The sequence below is a fragment of the Campylobacter showae genome, from assembly GCF_004803815.1.
Taxonomy (GTDB): Bacteria; Campylobacterota; Campylobacteria; order Campylobacterales; family Campylobacteraceae; genus Campylobacter_A; species Campylobacter_A showae.
The window spans coordinates 1871549-1889157 of record NZ_CP012544.1 but is presented as its reverse complement, the minus strand read 5'-3'; the positions used below and the strand labels follow the sequence as shown (position 1 = coordinate 1889157).

Here is a 17609-nt window from a genome sequence, read left to right as displayed (position 1 = left end):
ACTAAAAAGGAGTCCTTAATGGCAGTAACACAAGCACAAGTTGCACAGCTTTACGTAGCGTTATTTAATCGTGCCCCTGAAGGCGCGGGCTTTAACGCATGGGTGGCGGCGGGAGCCAATAAAACCCAAGCTCAGCTAGCCCAGCTAATGCTAGAGTCCCCTGCGGCTTTGGCATACTATGGAAATACGATAGATAGCGATAGAGGCTACATCGAAACAATATATAAAAACATCCTGGGCAAAGACTATACTCAAGATCCAAACGGTATCGATTCGTGGGTTTTGCACCTTCAGCTAGGTCACAGTAGAGGTGAAACTCTAGTTAAATTATTTGAAGTTGCAACTTCCGACATCGCAAAAGCGGCAGATCCTGTGGCGGCTAAGATTTTTGAAAACAAGACTGCTATATCTGCTTACATGGCTGAAAAAATACCAAACATTCAAACCGATAGTTCAGGCAACTATGATTATGGAATATTCCAAGAAATTATTAGAACGACTACGGCTACAAATTTGGATGAACAGAAGGCCAAAATCGATGCCTTGGCAAATGCCACCGTGCATACGCTAAACAACACGACTGAAACACTAACCGGAAGTGCAGGCGTGGATATATATAGCGCGGTCGTTAGCTCATTTGCTGATAAAAATACCCTTGGCGTTGAAGACAAGATAGACGGCGGGGCCGGCAATGATATGTTGAATGTTAAAATCGACGATAGTTTCACTGGCTTTACAACCGGATATGCTAAAAATATTGAGGGACTAAATTTAGTCAATACTTCAAATAGCCAAAGAGTATTTAATGCAGATAAGGTAGAGGGCTTGCAGTCCGTGTCTACTCATGGTGCAAACGGCGTTAGAGTAACAAATCTATCTAATATAGTCGATCTAACGGTAATAGATCAAAAAGATTCAACCGAAGTTGGTATCGCCTATAACACTGATCTAGTAAAAGGCAATAATGACGCGCAAAATTTAATCCTAAACAATGTGGGCAGAGTTACTCCGGATACGGAAGCCGACAGCCACAAAAACTCTCTTAAGGTCAAATTTAACGGTATCGAGACCTTAAACATTACGACTAGAGAAAACGCTAGTTATATAAAAGAGGTGGAAAATAAATTTATCACGGTAAAAGGCGAGGCGGATTTAACTATATCCACCAAAGATAAAAACCCAGACGCTCCATTTAAAGACTTTGTGAATAGCCTTGATGCATCAGCGCTTATTGGAAATTTGACGGCTGATTTAACCGAGTCTGCTTACTACACTAGCATCAAAAGCGGCAACGGCAATGACACGATAAAAGTAGGAAAACTTGAGTCCAACTCTGTTTCTATAGACATGGGCGCTGGCAATGATACTCTTCAGATAGAAAAAGTGGACGCATTAAAGCAAATTAAATTAAAAGGCGTTGATAATATCGAAATCTTTGATAAAAATGATAACGTGAGCGCTCTAGACTTGACTGGACAAACTGATGTTAAGAGCCTAAAAGTGGGCCAGCTTGATCAAACGTTAGTTGTTACAAGTTCTAGTATAACGACTGTAAATTTAACAGACAAAGTGGATGCAAAAGCGGCCAGTGCAGGAAACGGCCACGGTATACTGCATATAAACGACAAATTTGTTGACACTATAAATTATGCGATAGATAACGTGACTACGCCTCAAGATTTAATCGGTAAAGTAAGAGTTTCTGAGTCCAAAAATCTTACTGTAAATTTAGATAAATCGGTTAAAACTGTAAATGGCGAACTTACTGACAACGCAGCTAGCGTTATCGAGGCGCCAAAGGCTACTACAATCAATGTGAATGTAAATATGGTTGAAAATTCAGGCCTTGCTCTAAGAAATATTCACGAGCTTAAGACTATAAATCTAACCAACAATAATCCTAAGAAATTTACTTTCGATATCCACGAGGATGCGAGAGTGAAAACGCTAAACATAGCTACCTTGGGTGCTCTTGACGTTTTAAATAATGGTCTCAAATATATATCTGAGATAAACGTAAAAGGCCTGGCTAATATGCCTGTAGCAAGCCTAGTCGAGCTTCACAATCTTGGCTCGATAGATTCTGAAAACGGCGTAAAACTAAACGTAAATGATCTTGTTACCGTTTATCAAGGCTCAAGCCACGTAACGGCTTTAAAGGTAGGAGACGTAACTACGAAAAAGACGACAAATGCCGGTGCAAATTTTAACTTTAAAAATGTCACAAACGATATCGAAGTAAATAAATTTGATGTAGGCGGCGAGATAACTTTCGTAGCTAATAAGATCGGTAACGTCAAAATAGCAGACGAAATCAAGTCTAAGAATAGTGGCGCTACATTTGATATTAGTGATTCTAGGTTTAATGTCGAAATAAGTAGTGGTAACGGCATAGACGTTAAAAATGACGTAAACTTTACAGCTAAAGACGTAACAGGCAAAGTATCTATCGCGAATATAAAAGCAGAGAACGTAAATATCAGCTTGACTAATATTAAGGGTCAAAACGAGACTAGCGCGGTCGGGGTAGGAGATATAAACGGCAACTACGTCAAAAACGTAAATATTACGCTAAAAGACGTATTAAAAGACGTTAAAGTCGGTACTCTAGATCTAAAAAGCGCTGCCGTTATAGATGGCAAGATAAAAGTAAAAGAAAGCACGAGTATAAACATCGACGCTGGAAACACAAAGGGCATCGTTGATCTTGGCAACACAGGACCTGTAAGTGCTGATAGTGTAACGGTAGACCTCAGTAAAACTATAGGTGCAAATAAGTTTGCCAGTATCGTGGCAGATACTGTAGTCTATAAGGGCTCTACTCAAACTCCACTTTCAACAGATGTTAACATCACCATGAAGCAAGATATCAATTCAAAAGATTTCGTTGCCAATATTACTACGTCTGCTCAGGCTGATAAGTTGGTTGTAACTGCTGCTACAAAATTCTCGCTTGTTAATGGTTCTGAAAGAGTTGACGGTAATGATCTAAAAACAGCTACTATCTCGGGCGATATGGGTACAGACGCTACCGACGAGTACACGTTTGACGATACCAATGCTGAAAAGCTAACAAAAATTGACTTTAGCGGATTAAAAAACGTAGAGAAAGGCACTATAACAAATACCGCAAGTAAAGTTATTGAGAACATTAAGGCTACCGACGGAGACGATACTATTACTCTAGCGGGCGATCAAAAAGCTGCAAAAATTTCAATCGATGCAGGTGAAGGCGAGAATACCATTAAGACAGGAACTTTCCTAACCCCAGGTCATGCCGACGCAGATCCAAAAGGTCAAAATATAACCATCAAAAGCGGTTCAGGCAACGATACATTCGATGTTAGTGCTTCGCTTATAGGCGCAGGCTTTGATAGCGCCAACGAGTCTCATACTAGACTTGTAACCATAGATAAGATAAATGTAGGCGATAAAATCAAATTTGCCGGCGGTACCACTGCTATAGAAAAAGTAACTCTAAATGCCAACGGAAACGCGCAAGATAACTTCGCTCTTGCGGCTAAACTTGGCGGATTCTTTGATGGCACCAATAACCAAGCCGGTAAGATATATGCTTATTCATATCTAAATGATACATACTTGGTATACAACGCTGCTGCAGGTGATACTGACTTTGGCGCAGGCGACACTATCGTCAAACTATCGGGCGTAAATATTGCCAACCTTAACACAACAGTTAATGCTGGTGAAGTTACTATTAACGCATTCTGATTTCTCCTTCTTTTCGGCAGGTTTTTTACCTGCCGAACTCCTTTTTTCGTAAAATTATTTTATATAAAAATCATTTTTAGCGATATATAAAGTTTGCGATTGCGTATTGCCTTATTTTGTGCTAAAAGCCTCAAATAAAGTCAGTAGAAAAAGTAGTCAAAATGGGTGCTCCGGCCGCCTATGCGTGAATTCTGGCCTTGGTGATTAAGATGTGGGCTTGCTTTAGCTATATAAAAATTTAGGCTCAAGATAAGCTAAGCATATTCTCTCTTATCATCTTTAGTAAAATATGATAGAAAGTTTTCGTATCTTTACTGTTATTAAATCTAAATTCACATTCCTTTAGGTGCAACAGAAAATTCTCTTTCTTAATGCCTTTAAATTTAGATAATCTATGTTTAGCATAACCCCTTCTGCTTGCAGTAGCAAGACGAAGTCGCAGCTAAAAGTTTTCTATGCCATTTATATGTTTTTTACCATTAGCGAATTTATTTTTTAGAGTGCTTCATTCTGTAGTGCGCTTTAGCTCCATAATCTACTAATCCATCATAAGCCTTCCAATAATCAGAATATATGACACTATCATCTAGATCGCTAAACTCCGATAATATGGGTATTTCTTTTTCCTCTTGCTCTCTTGGCTCCGAAGTAGCTTTCGTCTATTTCTTTTTCACCTGAAAACTTAGATATTTTTTCACACTCTTTAGACATCAAAACTCTAATGCTTTTTAGAATCTTATTAATAGAAATTCTAGAAATCCCGGTTAAATTTGCTATTTTAGTAGCCTCTATATCCTCTGCAAAATACTTGAGAATTTCTCTAAATTTCTTCTCTGAAATTCGGGAACGGATTATATACTTGTTTTTCATCGGCAGGATCATAGTTAAAAACTCCTTTGAAAGTTTTTAACTTATCTTGAGCCAAAATTTAATGTTATATTTTGGTAAAGGTATTGCAAGAAGTATAAGATCTAAAGCATAGAGCGGAGTAGCTTCTCGATCTCCGCGTTGCAAGGAACTATGCCATAGTTTTGTAGTTTCGTCGTATCGCAGACGAGTAGGGCGGGGTCGTTTGCTCTGATAAATCGGGGATCGCTTTGCACGGCTATATCATGTCCGCTTAGGCAGCGTAAAATTTGTAAAATTTGCTCAATACTATAGGCCTTACCAGAGCCAATGTTAAAAATTTCATCGTTAGCTTCGAGTTTTAGTAGTTGCTCGTATATTCTCACGACGTCGTTTATGTCGTTATATTCGCGTTTTGGCGTTAAATTCCCGAGCTTTATTACGGAAGCTTTGTTCTTAAAATGTCGCACGATTTTTGGAATGAGGAAATTTTCGCTTTGTCCAGTACCTGTGTAGTTAAATGGGCGCGCGATGATAAAAGGCAGTCCGCTTTTAGCTATTTGCTCCTCCATGAAAATTTTACTTTCGGCGTATATGCTTTGCGGATTTAGCGTAGAGTTTTCGCACATGGGCATATCTCCTCCGCCGTAGACGCTAGCTGAGCTTGCAAAGATCGCCTTTTCAAATTTAACGGAACCTAGAGCCTCTAGCAAATTTATGGTACCGATTTCGTTTGCATTTTTGATTTCGGTAGGATCGGCCATGGCAAAAGATACTGCTGCCAGGTGGATGATGTAGTCAAATTTTGCGCCAAAGGCGGCTTTTATGCTGTCTTTATCAAGCAGATCAAGGCGCGTATGATTAGGCGCGCTAGGTTTCAGAGCGCCGCCTGAGACCTCGTAGCCGAGCGCACAAAGGTATCGCTCCAGATAGCGACCCGTAAAGCCCTCAATCCCCGTGATAAAAACTCGCTTAGAACTCAAATCCCGCCTCGATGCGCCTTAGATCGGCTTTTATCATCATATCGCAAAGTCCCTTTAAATCAGTCTTTGCGCTCCAACCGAGCTTTTGCTTGGCTTTTGAGGCATCGCCTATTAGTAGATCGACCTCCGCCGGCCTAAAAAACGCCGGATTTATCTTTACGATCACGTCGCCTTTTTCGTTTAGCCCGACTTCGTTTATGCCTTCGCCCTCAAATTTTATCCCGATATCTAGCGCTTCAAAGCTAAGCTTTACAAAATCTCTAACCGTGGTCGTTACGCCGGTAGAGAGCACGAAGGTATCCGGAGTTGGCGCTTGTAGCATCGCGTGCATGCCTTCGACGTATTCTTTAGCGTAGCCCCAGTCACGCTTTGCGTCTAGGTTGCCTAGTTCCAAAGTTTTAGCCTTTTTTAGGGCGATTTTTGCGGCCGTATTCGTGATTTTTCTCGTGACGAACTCAAGTCCTCTTAGCGGACTTTCGTGGTTAAATAAAATGCCGCTTGAGGCGAAAATATCGTAGCTTTCTTGATAGTTTACCGTGATAAAGTGTGCATAAAGCTTTGCCACTCCGTAAGGCGAACGCGGATAAAACGGCGTCGTTTCGCTTTGCGGGACAGCTTGGACTTTGCCGAACATCTCTGATGTGCTAGCTTGGTAAAATTTGATACTTTTATCTACCGTTTTGATTGCTTCTAGTATATTTAGCGTGCCGATACCCGTAGCGTTTGCAGTGTGAAAAGGCTCTTTAAAACTAACGCCTACGAAGCTTTGGGCAGCTAGGTTGTAGATTTCCTCGGGTCTTATTTCATTGACGACGCTTAGGATATTAAACGGGTCGGTTAGCTCAAACTCGACTAGATGAAAATTTGGCTCGTTTAAAAGACTTAGCTCGTTTAATCTCCAAAAATTTGGGCTCACCGCTCGTCTGTAACCGCCGTAGATCTCATATCCCAGATCGATCAGATATCTAGCCAGATACGCGCCGTCTTGGCCTCCGACGCCTGTGATTATAGCTTTTTTCATTATTCTTCTCCGTTTTTTAAATGTCGCATAAAATTATGATCAGTATTTATGGCTTTAAAGATTCTTAAATAAAGACCGGCGATATTTTGCCAGCTGTTTTCTTCTAGCCATTTTATGCGCTTATCATAAATTTTACCATCTATTTCATTATTTTTTACTTTTTCTAGTTGTTCTAGGATATCCTCGTCACTAAAACCGTCCGCCGCTATCGTGATATTTTGCATCTCGCTAAAGATTCTTGACGGCGTAACTATAACGTTTTTACAAAGACTTAGAGAGACTCTGGCTGCTGCGCTACTACCCTCGTCGGTCTGTCCGTACGGCAATACTATCGCATCGCAACAACTTAGTTTTTCGTTTACAGTTTCTATCGGTAAAAAGCTCGTATGCCACTCTATTTTTTCGCTCAAATTTAGCTTGTCGCAAATCTTGCGGCATCTTTGTAGCTCCGCCTCGCCGTCCGCGCTTGCGACCGGACTGATTATGACTAGTTTTGCGTCTATATTTTGACTGAATTTCGCAAAAGCTTCTAGTAGCACAGGTAGGTTTTTATGCGCAAATAGCAGTCCTAAAAATCCTACCATAAATTTGCCGTCCGTTTCCTTATGTTTGTTTTGCTCGGGCGCTAAATTTTGCGTTCCGTGCGGTACTAGCGTGACATTATCGATAAGTCCAAGCAGCCTAAGCGTATTTAGATCGTCGATACTATGGACGAATACTCGGTCGAATTCGTAAAGCGTGTCGTGCCAGTTTTGCTGAGTTTGGCGTGGGTAGTTTAGGATTTGCTTCGTACTATGAAGCGTGATAAAGCAAATTTTCCCCTGAGATTTTAGCGCGGCGATGTCTGATTTTAGCTTTTCGTCTATCTCGAAAAATGTAAAATGGTGTTGTAGCCAGATGATATTCGCATCCGTTTTAAGCCCCGATAGTAGTTTTTCGCGCTCTATTTCATAGACTTTTATATTGTCGTTTTCTTGAGTTAAATTTGACCCATCGGCGCGCTTTTGCTCGCTCCAAGTGTAAATTTGCAAATCTGCGCCCGCCCGCACAAGCTCGTCCGTTAGGTATTTTGAGTATTCGGCTATGCCGCAAACGGCGTTATATGTCGAAAAGTAGGCTATTTTTAGCTCGCTCGGCTTGTTTTTAAAGGATTTTAGATGCGAGATGCTCGAGATGAAATTTAGCGCATTTTTCTCGCCGAACATCATTTCATCGACCTTGTGCTTTAGTGGTTTTATGTCCGGAGCACGGTTCTGTAAAATTTGCTCTGATGCTTTGATAATCTTTTCGCCTAGATCCTTTACGCTAGGCTCCGCCCAAAACGAATAATTTAGATTAAAATGCGTAACCGCGGGCGCGAATTTATACCCAATAAACTCGCAGCTGTCGTCCAAAAACTCGCACTGACCGCTATAGTCGGTGGAGATAACGGGCTTTTCGTAATGTACGCCTTCGATTGCCGGCATATTTAGTCCCTCGCCGCGCGTCGGTAGCACGACGATATCGCACTGCTCGTATAGATTTGCCACGTCAAGCGCGGTTAGATCTTCGTTTAGTATGACGCGGATTTTATCGCGGTACTTTTTATCGACTAAAAGCTCGATTTGCTCGGTTACGCTGTTGTGCGGATTAGGGAAGCTTTTTATCGTTAGGCTCAGCTCAAATTTAGCTTTTTTGCAAGCTTCGTTAAAGGCTCGCAGCAGCACGTCGGCACCCTTTCTAGGTAGGCACGACGAGATGTGAAAGAGCTTTATCTCGCTCTTTTGTTCGCTGTTTTCTTGCGAAACGCTTGGCGCAGGCGGCGTTTTTAGCGGTATATCGGCTACTTTTACGGGCGTATAGCAGCCGTTATCTATGAGGATTTTTTTGATAAAAAACGTCGAAACCAAAATGCCTTTATACTTGGCGTTTAAAATTTCTATCGTCCGCGGCGGGATACGCGACTCCTCCCAGAAAAATACCGCGATCTCAAAGCCGTAGCCCTCCCTAACGTCTTCTATCAGCGGGTAGTGGTGGTAGATCGCGACCTTGTCGTCGGTTCTGATTGCGGGTGCGTTTTTATCGGGCACTATGCTTCTTAGCGTTTCGTACTCGTCTTTGGTTATCGCGATGTCTTCGATTTTATCGAAATAGTTTGCGTGATAGCAGATAACAAAGACGTTTTTTACCTTGTTTAGTAGCCTAAATACTATGTTTCTATTTATCGCGGCCAAACTATAATGTCCGCTGATGTTGCCGATTACCGTTAGCTCGCTAAAGTTTTCGTTAAATTTGAGATTTTTCAGCTCTAAATTTTGCTCGTACTCTTTTGAGTGCTTTAATTCAAAAACGTTCGGCTCGAAAATGCCCTCTTGCGAGACGTAGATATCGTCTCTTATTTGCCCTTTGAGGCTAAAAATTTTTGCTCTGAGAGCCGGGAATTTATTTAAAAATATCTTGAGATTCTTTTTAAATTTAGGGTTGTTATTTGCCGTCTTTTCGGTTAAATTTATACCGAATTTGAGCGGTTTTTTGAGATTTTCTTTAGCTAAATTTTTGCAAAATCTCAAAAATTTATAGACCCAAATAAGCGGCTTTGCAACTTTTTTAAATTTGGCGACGAAAATTTTAAGATGTTCGATATCGTTTTTGATAACGGGAGCTTCGTTTTCTAGGACGTAGACTTTGTGGTTTAGCGCGAGATATTTGCCGAGTAGATTTTCTAGATCTTCGTGCAGGCGCGCATTTTCGTTTTGCAAATTTGTGATTTGATTTTTGCTTTCCAACAGCTCGAGCGAGCTTTTCCAAAGAGCCTCTTTTGTCTCCAAGGACTCCTTCCAAACGTCGTTTTTTAGCTCGAGCATCTGCGTTTTATTTTCAAACGCCCCTACGTCGAATCTATCGGCTAACTCTTCAAAACTATAACCGCTTTTAGCCGCGTTTAAAAACGCTTCGCGCGTTTTCTCGTCGCCGTTTTTAAGCCCCAAAACCGCGTAATCAAGCCCGACGCTGCTTAAAACGTCTCTTAGCGTGACGTTTTGGTTCTCTAAATCCTCGCTAAAGCTCAAATTTGAGTTCAGCCTCATCATAAACGTATTATTAAAGCCTTCAAATTCGCACAGATACTCAAGCAGCATCGGTGGGATAGGCTTTACGTGCGTAACGTCTAGATAGAAATTTAGCGTAGCGACGCGTAAATTTTCAGGATTTGGCGTTTCTAGTAGCAAGATACCGCCGTCTTTGAGAACTCGGCGCGCTTGCTTTATTAGCTCGCAAAGCTCGTTAAACTCCAAGTGCTCTGCAAGCTGAAAGGCGCTAACGAGCGATAGGCTCGAATCCTGCAACTGGCCTAAAAATTCTATCGCTCCTTGTTTTTTGGCTTCAAGATCGTTTTTCTCGCACTCTTTTATCATCTCGTCGCTAACGTCGCAACCGCGCGCGGCAAAGCCGTTTTGTTTTAGAATTTCAAGCCACTCGCCTCTGCCGCAGCCTAGATCGACCGCCGCCGGCTTTTCGTCTTGTTGCTTTAAAATTTGCAAAAACGGCTCGTAAGCAAGCAAGCGTTTTTTGATCTCGCTCCTCTGGCCTCTAAATTTATCTTCGAAACTTTTATAAAATTTATCCATTTATTCTCTTTATTTCCAAACTCGGTTCAAGATACGCAAGGCCGACGAAATCGGGCTTGCTAAAATTTACGACGTTAAAAATGATTGCGTTGTCGCGCCATTCGTAGTTATTTTGCAGATGGTTGTCGCTATCGTGCAGCGCTAATGTGACTGAAAACGATCCGACGCCCAAATTTGCGTCAAATTCAAAACTAAAGTCGTACTCCTCGCCTTTTTTGAGATTTTTTAAAGCTTGCTTTAGATGGTAAGTGTTGGTGCCGTAGACGACCTGCGAGAAGCGATTTTTGATTTGATAGCCCAGTACCAGCGAGAGTAAATTTTCGTTTGCTTGCACCGTTACTTTTAGCTTGATTTTTTTGCCGACTTCTAAATTTTGTATCTTTTTGCCTGCGGCGTCTAAAATTTCCACGTTTTTTATGCAGGCTTTTTTGTTGCCCGATATAGTTGCGATTTTGCCGTTTTCTAGGGCTACTTGTGAGATTTGTACGTCTTGTTTTTTTGAGATTAGGGCGTTGTAATAATCAAGTACGGCTTCAGGCTCGCCGTCTTTTAAAATTTGTCCTTTTTCTAGCAGGATTACTCGGTCGCAGATCGATTTTATCGCACCGCTATCGTGCGAAACGATGATGAGCGTCGTGCCTAGGCTTTTAAATTCTTTTATCTTGTCAAAGCTTTTGTGCTGAAAGTACACGTCGCCTACCGATAGCGCTTCGTCGATGATGAGTATATCGGGGCGGTTTGCCGTGACGACCGAAAAAGCAAGGCGCATCTGCATGCCGCTGCTGTAAATTCGCACGGGATAATCAAAATACTCGCCTATCTCGGCAAAGTCTTCGATGTAGGCTATTATTTCGTCGATCTGCTCTTTTGAGTAGCCCATGAGAGAGCAGGACTGATAGGCGTTTTGTCTACCCGTTAGGTCGCCGTGAAAGCCCATGCCTAGCTCTAAGATGGACGAAATTTTAGCCCCGCTCGTTACGCGGCCGCTTGAGGGCTTTAGCGTGTGCGATATGATTTTTAAAAGGGTGCTCTTGCCCGCTCCGTTTTGACCGATTAGCCCGACTACCTCGCCGGCTCCCACGTCAAAGCTTACGTCTTTTAGTACGGTTTTTACGTTTTTTTCTTCTTTATTTTTGCTAAACCACGAGGCAAATCGCTTAAAGTTACTCTCGTAATCCAAGTAAGTTTTACAGATATTTTGAACCGATAAAATCATAAAACGTCCGCCATCTCTTCTTCGGCTCGTTTGTAAACGAAAAATGCGGCCCCAAGGCTTGCCGCGCCGATAAAGGCCGGATAAATCAAAAGCGAAAAATCGGGCATCTTGTCGTAAATCAAAATATCGTGATAGCCGCTAACGACGCCCACAAGCGGATTTATGTAGATTAGCTCTTGCAAATTTGACGGCAAAATGCCCGTCATATAAACGATCGGCGTTAGCCAAAATAAAAACTGCAATACGATGGCGATGATCTGGCCTACGTCGCGCATAAAGACGTTTATCACGCCGAAAAACAGCCCAAATCCGACGGCTAGCATCACCGTAACGAGGGAAAAGATCGGCAAAAAGATCAAATTTACGCCCGCAAAATGCCCCAAAAACGCAAACACTACCGCAATAGAGACGAATAAAATGAGATTGTTTATCGCCGAGCTTAAAACTACGGTAGCCGGAAGGACGATTTTAGGGAATGACATTTTTTTGATTATGTTGGCATTGTCGGTAAAAATGCCGATACAGCGCGAAAAAATCTCGCTAAAAAGCATCCAGCAAAGCATCCCGCTCATTAGGTAGATCGCGTATGCGTATTTGCTATCGATGCCAGGCAGCTTGGCCGAGAGTACGGAGGAGAGTATGGTCGCGTAGATGAGTACCTGGGCTAGCGGGTGGAGTATAGCCCACGCTACGCCCAGCTTGCTTTTTGCAAATTTGGTTATAAACTCGTTTTTGACCGAATTTACGATAAAAAACCTATACGTATAAATATTTGAAAACAATCTTTCGTCCGATTTAGCTAAATTTGCGTGATTTTACCAAATAAAGGCTAAAAATAAAGAAAAATCGAAATTTAAATGCTTAGCTTAAATTCCTCTTTCACCTCTCCGATTTCGCTTGTTTCTATTAGTCCTCGCTTCTTTAGCTCTTTGACTAAATTTTCGGACGCTTTTTTGGTTACCTCCATATCTGCATTTATGCCGCCTGCAGCCGAAAACATCCAGTATTTGTGCATCTCGGCCCATTCGAGCAGCTTGTTTACTTTTTCCATTTTAGTATCGCTAGGCGCGACCGAAATTTTAGCTAGCTCTAGTTCTTGATGATATACGGCGATTTGCAAGACATTTTCTATATATTTTTTTAGATTTTGTCCGCTAATGTAATTTTTTAACTTATCTATTTTGTCGATAATTTTTACTAGCGGATCAAATAGGCTTTCGTCCACTTTTCCTTCATCTTTGATCTTCATTATCTTATCGATCTTGGGAACTAGCTCTAGGAATGTTTTTTCTATTCTTTGTTTTACTTTATTTTGAGTTTGTACTTTTTTTACGATAAATTTGTAGGCTTTGAGCAAGTCTTTGTTTGCCGTTTTTTCGCCGGTTTTTTCTATGTGCGGTAGCTTTTTGATCTTTTTATCTTTGCTAAGCTCTTCTGCGGTTTCCAAAAACGGTCTTTCGGTGCTTCCTTGTATTCTGGCGCCGCCTTCCGTGCAGTTATATGTCGTGATTTGCTCGTTTTTAGCCTGCTCTATATCTTTTTCAAACTGATTTTTAAATTTGTCCCATATATAGGTCGTTCTTACTTCGCCTTCTCCGCCGTAAGCTTCTACGTATAGATATTCATCAGCCTGAGCAAATGCATGCCCGCTGGCGTGAGATTTGCCGTCCGGAGCAAAGGCTAGATCTTGACCTATTAAAATAATATTTTTATGTCCGAGGGCGTAAGCTAACTGATAGGCCTGATTTGCCGTAGAGTGGCCGATACCGAGATAGCCGTATTTTGGCATATTAAACGCCATTTCGCTTTGTTGCGGCCTCATCGTAAGAGTTAGGCGGCGCGGTAAAATATTATCTACCGTTTGTTTATGCGTTAGCGACGCTACTATAAAATAAATATCTTCGTCTATTTTTTTGTTTTTGTTTTTAAAAAAGCTGGACGTAGCCTCTACGCGCTCGATTGAGGTTACGTAGTCCGGCTTTATACCGTGCTTTAATAAAATAGGATACGACGCGTCAAGGCTGATAACGGTAAAATACGGCGCGAATTTTTTAAGAGTTTCTAGTTGTTTATCTAGGCTCGGTCCGGTAGATACGATGATTGCCGTATCCATGAGTCCCTGTCTTTTTTTGATCAGATCCGTATAGCAATAGTTTGTAACCATCTCGGGGATGTGCTCTATGTGGTGTTTTATGCCTATTAGAGTATCGTCTATGCTATTGCCGTGAGCGACGACCATTTGAGATATAGCCTTGGTGAAGTCTTTGTTTATTCTCACGATATCTTCATGGAAATTTTCATAAAACGGCGTGTGAATGTGCAGGTTATAAGTTTTTGCGTATGAAGAGAAAAGTTGGCTAGAAACCGCAAAATAAAACTGCGAGTATGTCGCAAATTCTGAGAAAAATAAAACTAGCCTTTCGCTAATCAGTTCATCCGATAAGTCGATTAAATTTAATGCTATATAAATAATCTCTATCTCGGGCTCTACGACTATGACTTTTTGATGCGTTTCGTTTTTTAGCAAGGCTTTATAAAAAATACCGTTGCCAAGACCGTAAAAGTACATAATAGGATATCTTTTATACTCTTTTTCGGTCGACTCTAGGATGCGTAGAACATCTTTAGCCGGACTTTCGTAGACATATTTTAGGGTTTTATTGTCGATGATGTTTATATCTATCGGATCTTTTCCTATAAAAACATCGTATTTTTCGGTCTCTTTCATGCCCCAAAGGCGCGCGGCTAAAATTTCGTCCTGTTGAAAAAGCGCTTGAAGATTTTTTTTGAAAATAGGATTTGCAATATTTGTGACGGTTTCGTCGATATTTTTATCGTCTTTGTCGCTTGTTTGATTTTCGCGAGCGCCCTTTTTTTGCAAGCTATTTAGTTTTAGATACTCGTCCTCTTTTTTCTTAGCCATTATATATCCTCCTTTGTGATTCTCTCGCTAAATTTTATCTCTCTTTTTGATTTTTTACCCAGTAGCCCCGGTAAAAATTTAGGGTGCAAGCCGTATCCGGGGCGTACGCTTTTTACGTTTTTTTCGCTAAAGATTTCACCCTCTTTGATATCCGCGCAAGCGTAAAGCGAGCGGGAAAAGCGGCGATTTTGCACCGCCTTGTCGTCTAGCTCGTAGGTTACTTTGCCAAGTAGCGCTTCGGTATCTCGCACGGCTTTTACCATTTCGCTAAATTCCCGCTCGTCCAGGCTAAAGGCCTCATCGACGCTGCGAACGCTTTTATCTAGGATAAAGTGCTTTTCTACGATACGAGCGCCCAGACTCACGGCGACCACGGGCGCCACGATACCTAGTGTGTGGTCTGAAAAGCCGACCTCGACGCCAAATTTTCGTTTCATATCGGCGATCGTGCGTAGATTCATCCCGTCAAGCGGAGCAGGGTAGCTAGACGTGCATTTTAAAAGCGCGATTTGTTCATTTCCCGCATCTTTACAAATTTGCACAACGTCGGCGATCTCTTGCTCGGTCGCGATGCCCGTGGAGATTATGATCGGTTTGCCCTTAAGCGCGACATACCGCACGAAATCATAGTCTGTGACCTCAAAGCTTGCTATCTTGTAAGCGGGCGGGTTAAATTTATCTAAAAAGTCCGCGTCGTCTCTGCAAAATGGGCTTGAAAAGCAGACTAGCCCTTCGTCCCGAGCCGCCGCAAAAAGCTGCTCGTGCCACTCTCGCGGCGTCAGAGCTTGCTGGTAGAGCTCGTATAAATTTGCCCCGTCCCACAGCCCGCCTTTTATCATGAAGTCCTCGCCGCGCGAATCTAGCGTGAGGCTATCAGGCGTGTATGTTTGCAGTTTTATGGCGTCCGCGCCAGCGCGTTTAGCGGCTTTGATCGTGTCAAGCGCCGTTTGCAGGCTGCCCGAGTGATTTGCCGAGAGCTCGGCGATGATAAATACCTTTTCGTTCGTGTCGAAATTTGCTATTTTCATAAATTTTCCTAACTTTTAGCCATTATATCAAGTTTGCGTAAAGATAACGACATATAGCTCATTTGCTCGTCGCGCCCGTAAATTTCAAAGCCGAATTTGCGGTATAGCGCGATCGCTTTTTCGTTTTCGTTGTAGGCGCATGATTTTAGCTCGCCGACCTTAAGCGTTTTGGCGGCGTATTCTACGATTGTTTGCATTAGGACTTTGCCTTTGCCTTTTAGCTGGGGATTTGCGTAAATGCCAAATTCGCAAGAATTTGCCTCGATATCCACGAAATCGATAACGCCGATGTAGTCGCTATCCTCTTTTACCAAAAAATACCTTTTCGTTTCGTCATTTTTCAAATTTGCGATAAATTTTCTGTGTTCTTGCTCGCTCACGCTTTTGTTTTTCATATACTTCGCGACTCGCTCGTCGTTTCGCCAGCGCAAAATCATCAAAATTTGCTCGTCCGTTAGATCGGTGAAATTTATAAGCTCAAGCATATCTCATCCGCCTCGTAGATCTCGCGCCCATTTGCGGCTAGCCACTGCGCCATCTCGTTTTGATTGTCCGCGACGCGCACGGCTTTAAATTTAGCGCCCAAAACCAGCGCTTCGTTTACGAGCGAGCTAGCTGAAATCACTAAAATTTCGCTCTCGTTCATCAGTCGCGCCACCTCGTTTGGGTTTATAAAAAGGCTAAAATTTGGCTCGCTATCCGCTAAAATTTGCAAATTTGATAAATTTACGTTCGCGCTCGTCGTAATGACGGCCACTTTTTTGTTTTTAGCGAGCAAATTTGAGGCGATTTTAGCCGTTAAATTTAGCGCGTCAGTGCCACCTAGCACGATGAGGTAATTAAATTTTTTCTCGCGTTTGATTTTTGCTTCGCCATAAAACTCGCTCCTAACTAGCGGCGAAAATATTAGCTCGCAGCCTTTCGGCACTAGATTTGCGTATTTTTGGGGCTGGGCGTAGATATTTACGTTTAGCAAGTAGTCGCAAAAATGCTCTTTATAGTTGTCGTCAAAGCTTAAAATTTGGACGCTCGTTTGCTCTTTGATTAGCTTTTCGTCCGCCGCGCTAATGCCGTAATGATCGATCACCAGAAGCTCAAATTTATGCTCTTTTATCAAATTTACCAGCTCATTTACATCCGCGCTTTTTAGCGTAAAAACGGGGTAGGGTATCTCGCTCGCTAGGCTACCCGGCAGATCAATACAAGCAAAGCTAACGTCTTTAAAATTTTGCGCCAAGATAAGGTCGCGTCTAACGTGTCCGTGCCCGATTTTCGAGCCACTATCGGCGCGGATGAGGGTTTTTAGGTTTGAGATTTTGTCAAAATTCATCGAGTTTTTCCGCTAAATTTAAAATCCTAAGCGTCAAACATACGGCAGCGATGAGGTAAACGGCACCGGCCGCGGCGAAAAACAGGATCTGAACCTCGTTTAGCCCGCGATAGCTGGCCGCCAGATAAAAGATGTGCAAGATCCCCGCAACCGCAAAGATCTGCATGAGCGTTCTAGTTACCGATATTTTGGCTTTTATGTAATCTTTTTGCATTTTTCCTCAGCGGTAATTTATCTCGTAAAGCTTCTGCGCAAACTCGAAATCCTCGGGCGTGTCGATGTCGCAGACCAAATTTCGCGGCAGCAAAAACGCCCTAGAATGCGCCGCAAAGATCGGTTTTTTCTCTAGCCACGCCTCACGCGTGCCGAAATAAAACGCGCCTGCGTCGTGATAGGCTCGCTCTAAATCCTGCGAGCGAGTGAGCGCAAACTGCGGGTAAAACATATTTACGGCGCCGTCATCGCCAAGCCTAATCGCGCGCTGGATAGGGAAGCTAAACTCGGTCGAGGAAAATAAAAACTCGCACTCCGCTTCCTCAAATTTGCCGTATGCCTCGCGTAAAATTTCTCCCGTGATGAGGGGCGCGGTCGCGTAAAGGCAACAGACATGAGAGTATCCGCCGCCTAGCCTTCTCGCCGCGTCCGCTACGGCGTCGCTGCTCGTGGCGTAGTCGTCGCTCAGCGCAGCGTCCCTCATAAACGGAACTTGCGCGCCAAATTTGACGGCGACGTACGCTATCTCAGCATCGTCGGTGCTCACTATGACGCGCTCGAAAACGCCCGAATTTAGCGCCGCTTCAATGCTGTAGGCTATCAGCGGCTTGCCTAGAAAATCTTTAACGTTTTTGCGCGGTATGCGCTTGCTGCCGCCGCGAGCCGGGATGACGCAAAGGGCGCGGTTTTGATTATCTCTCATCAAATTTAC

The 17609-nt window shown here is 42.7% G+C and carries 12 protein-coding genes and 1 pseudogene; 1 reads left to right on the top strand and 12 read right to left on the bottom strand.

Annotation, left to right across the window (positions count from 1 at the left end):
* The first annotated feature begins 18 nt into the window (after positions 1-18).
* The gene (locus CSHOW_RS09250; RefSeq protein WP_002948838.1) at positions 19-3732 is read left to right on the top strand and encodes a hypothetical protein; all 3714 of its coding nucleotides are present in this window, start codon (positions 19-21) and stop codon (positions 3730-3732) included.
* A gap of 244 nt (positions 3733-3976) precedes the next feature.
* On the opposite strand, the pseudogene CSHOW_RS09245 reads toward CSHOW_RS09250, so the two are convergent.
* The 12 genes and pseudogenes from CSHOW_RS09245 to pseF form a co-directional block, all read right to left on the bottom strand.
* Positions 3977-4614, bottom strand: a pseudogene (locus CSHOW_RS09245) (IS1595 family transposase).
* A gap of 89 nt (positions 4615-4703) precedes the next feature.
* Positions 4704-5561, bottom strand: a complete 858-nt coding sequence (locus CSHOW_RS09240) for an NAD-dependent epimerase/dehydratase family protein (RefSeq protein ID WP_002948836.1) — start codon at positions 5559-5561, stop codon at positions 4704-4706.
* Positions 5551-6582 (bottom strand): GDP-mannose 4,6-dehydratase, encoded by a 1032-nt coding sequence (gene gmd, locus CSHOW_RS09235; protein WP_002948833.1) that lies wholly within the window; start codon positions 6580-6582, stop codon positions 5551-5553. The genes CSHOW_RS09240 and gmd overlap by 11 nt, the downstream gene beginning before the upstream one ends.
* Positions 6582-10187, bottom strand: coding sequence for a glycosyltransferase (locus CSHOW_RS09230; RefSeq protein WP_002948830.1), 3606 nt, complete (start codon positions 10185-10187; stop codon positions 6582-6584). The genes gmd and CSHOW_RS09230 overlap by 1 nt, the downstream gene beginning before the upstream one ends.
* Positions 10180-11403, bottom strand: a complete 1224-nt coding sequence (locus CSHOW_RS09225) for an ABC transporter ATP-binding protein (protein ID WP_002948828.1) — start codon at positions 11401-11403, stop codon at positions 10180-10182. The genes CSHOW_RS09230 and CSHOW_RS09225 overlap by 8 nt, the downstream gene beginning before the upstream one ends.
* Positions 11400-12185: an ABC transporter permease gene (locus CSHOW_RS09220; protein WP_002948826.1), complete on the bottom strand. Its 786-nt coding sequence runs from the start codon at positions 12183-12185 to the stop codon at positions 11400-11402. Before CSHOW_RS09220 ends, CSHOW_RS09225 begins: the two co-directional genes overlap by 4 nt.
* Positions 12186-12256: 71 nt before the next feature.
* Entirely contained in the window at positions 12257-14326 is a 2070-nt protein-coding gene (locus tag CSHOW_RS09215; protein WP_002948824.1) for a motility associated factor glycosyltransferase family protein, read from the bottom strand.
* Positions 14326-15354 carry a pseudaminic acid synthase gene (gene pseI / locus CSHOW_RS09210; RefSeq protein ID WP_002948821.1) on the bottom strand — a complete coding sequence of 343 codons (1029 nt, stop codon included), beginning with the start codon at positions 15352-15354 and terminating at the stop codon, positions 14326-14328. Before pseI ends, CSHOW_RS09215 begins: the two co-directional genes overlap by 1 nt.
* Positions 15355-15362: 8 nt before the next feature.
* The gene (pseH, locus tag CSHOW_RS09205) at positions 15363-15839 is read right to left on the bottom strand and encodes a UDP-4-amino-4,6-dideoxy-N-acetyl-beta-L-altrosamine N-acetyltransferase (protein ID WP_002948819.1); all 477 of its coding nucleotides are present in this window, start codon (positions 15837-15839) and stop codon (positions 15363-15365) included.
* Complete coding sequence (gene pseG / locus CSHOW_RS09200; RefSeq protein ID WP_002948818.1) at positions 15824-16684, bottom strand: UDP-2,4-diacetamido-2,4,6-trideoxy-beta-L-altropyranose hydrolase; 861 nt, start codon at positions 16682-16684, stop codon at positions 15824-15826. The genes pseH and pseG overlap by 16 nt, the downstream gene beginning before the upstream one ends.
* On the bottom strand, positions 16674-16898 hold the full coding sequence (locus CSHOW_RS09195; RefSeq protein WP_002948817.1) for a hypothetical protein: 225 nt from the start codon (positions 16896-16898) through the stop codon (positions 16674-16676). Before CSHOW_RS09195 ends, pseG begins: the two co-directional genes overlap by 11 nt.
* A 6-nt stretch (positions 16899-16904) precedes the next feature.
* On the bottom strand, positions 16905-17600 hold the full coding sequence (pseF, locus tag CSHOW_RS09190; RefSeq protein WP_039895297.1) for a pseudaminic acid cytidylyltransferase: 696 nt from the start codon (positions 17598-17600) through the stop codon (positions 16905-16907).
* Positions 17601-17609: the final 9 nt, after the last annotated feature.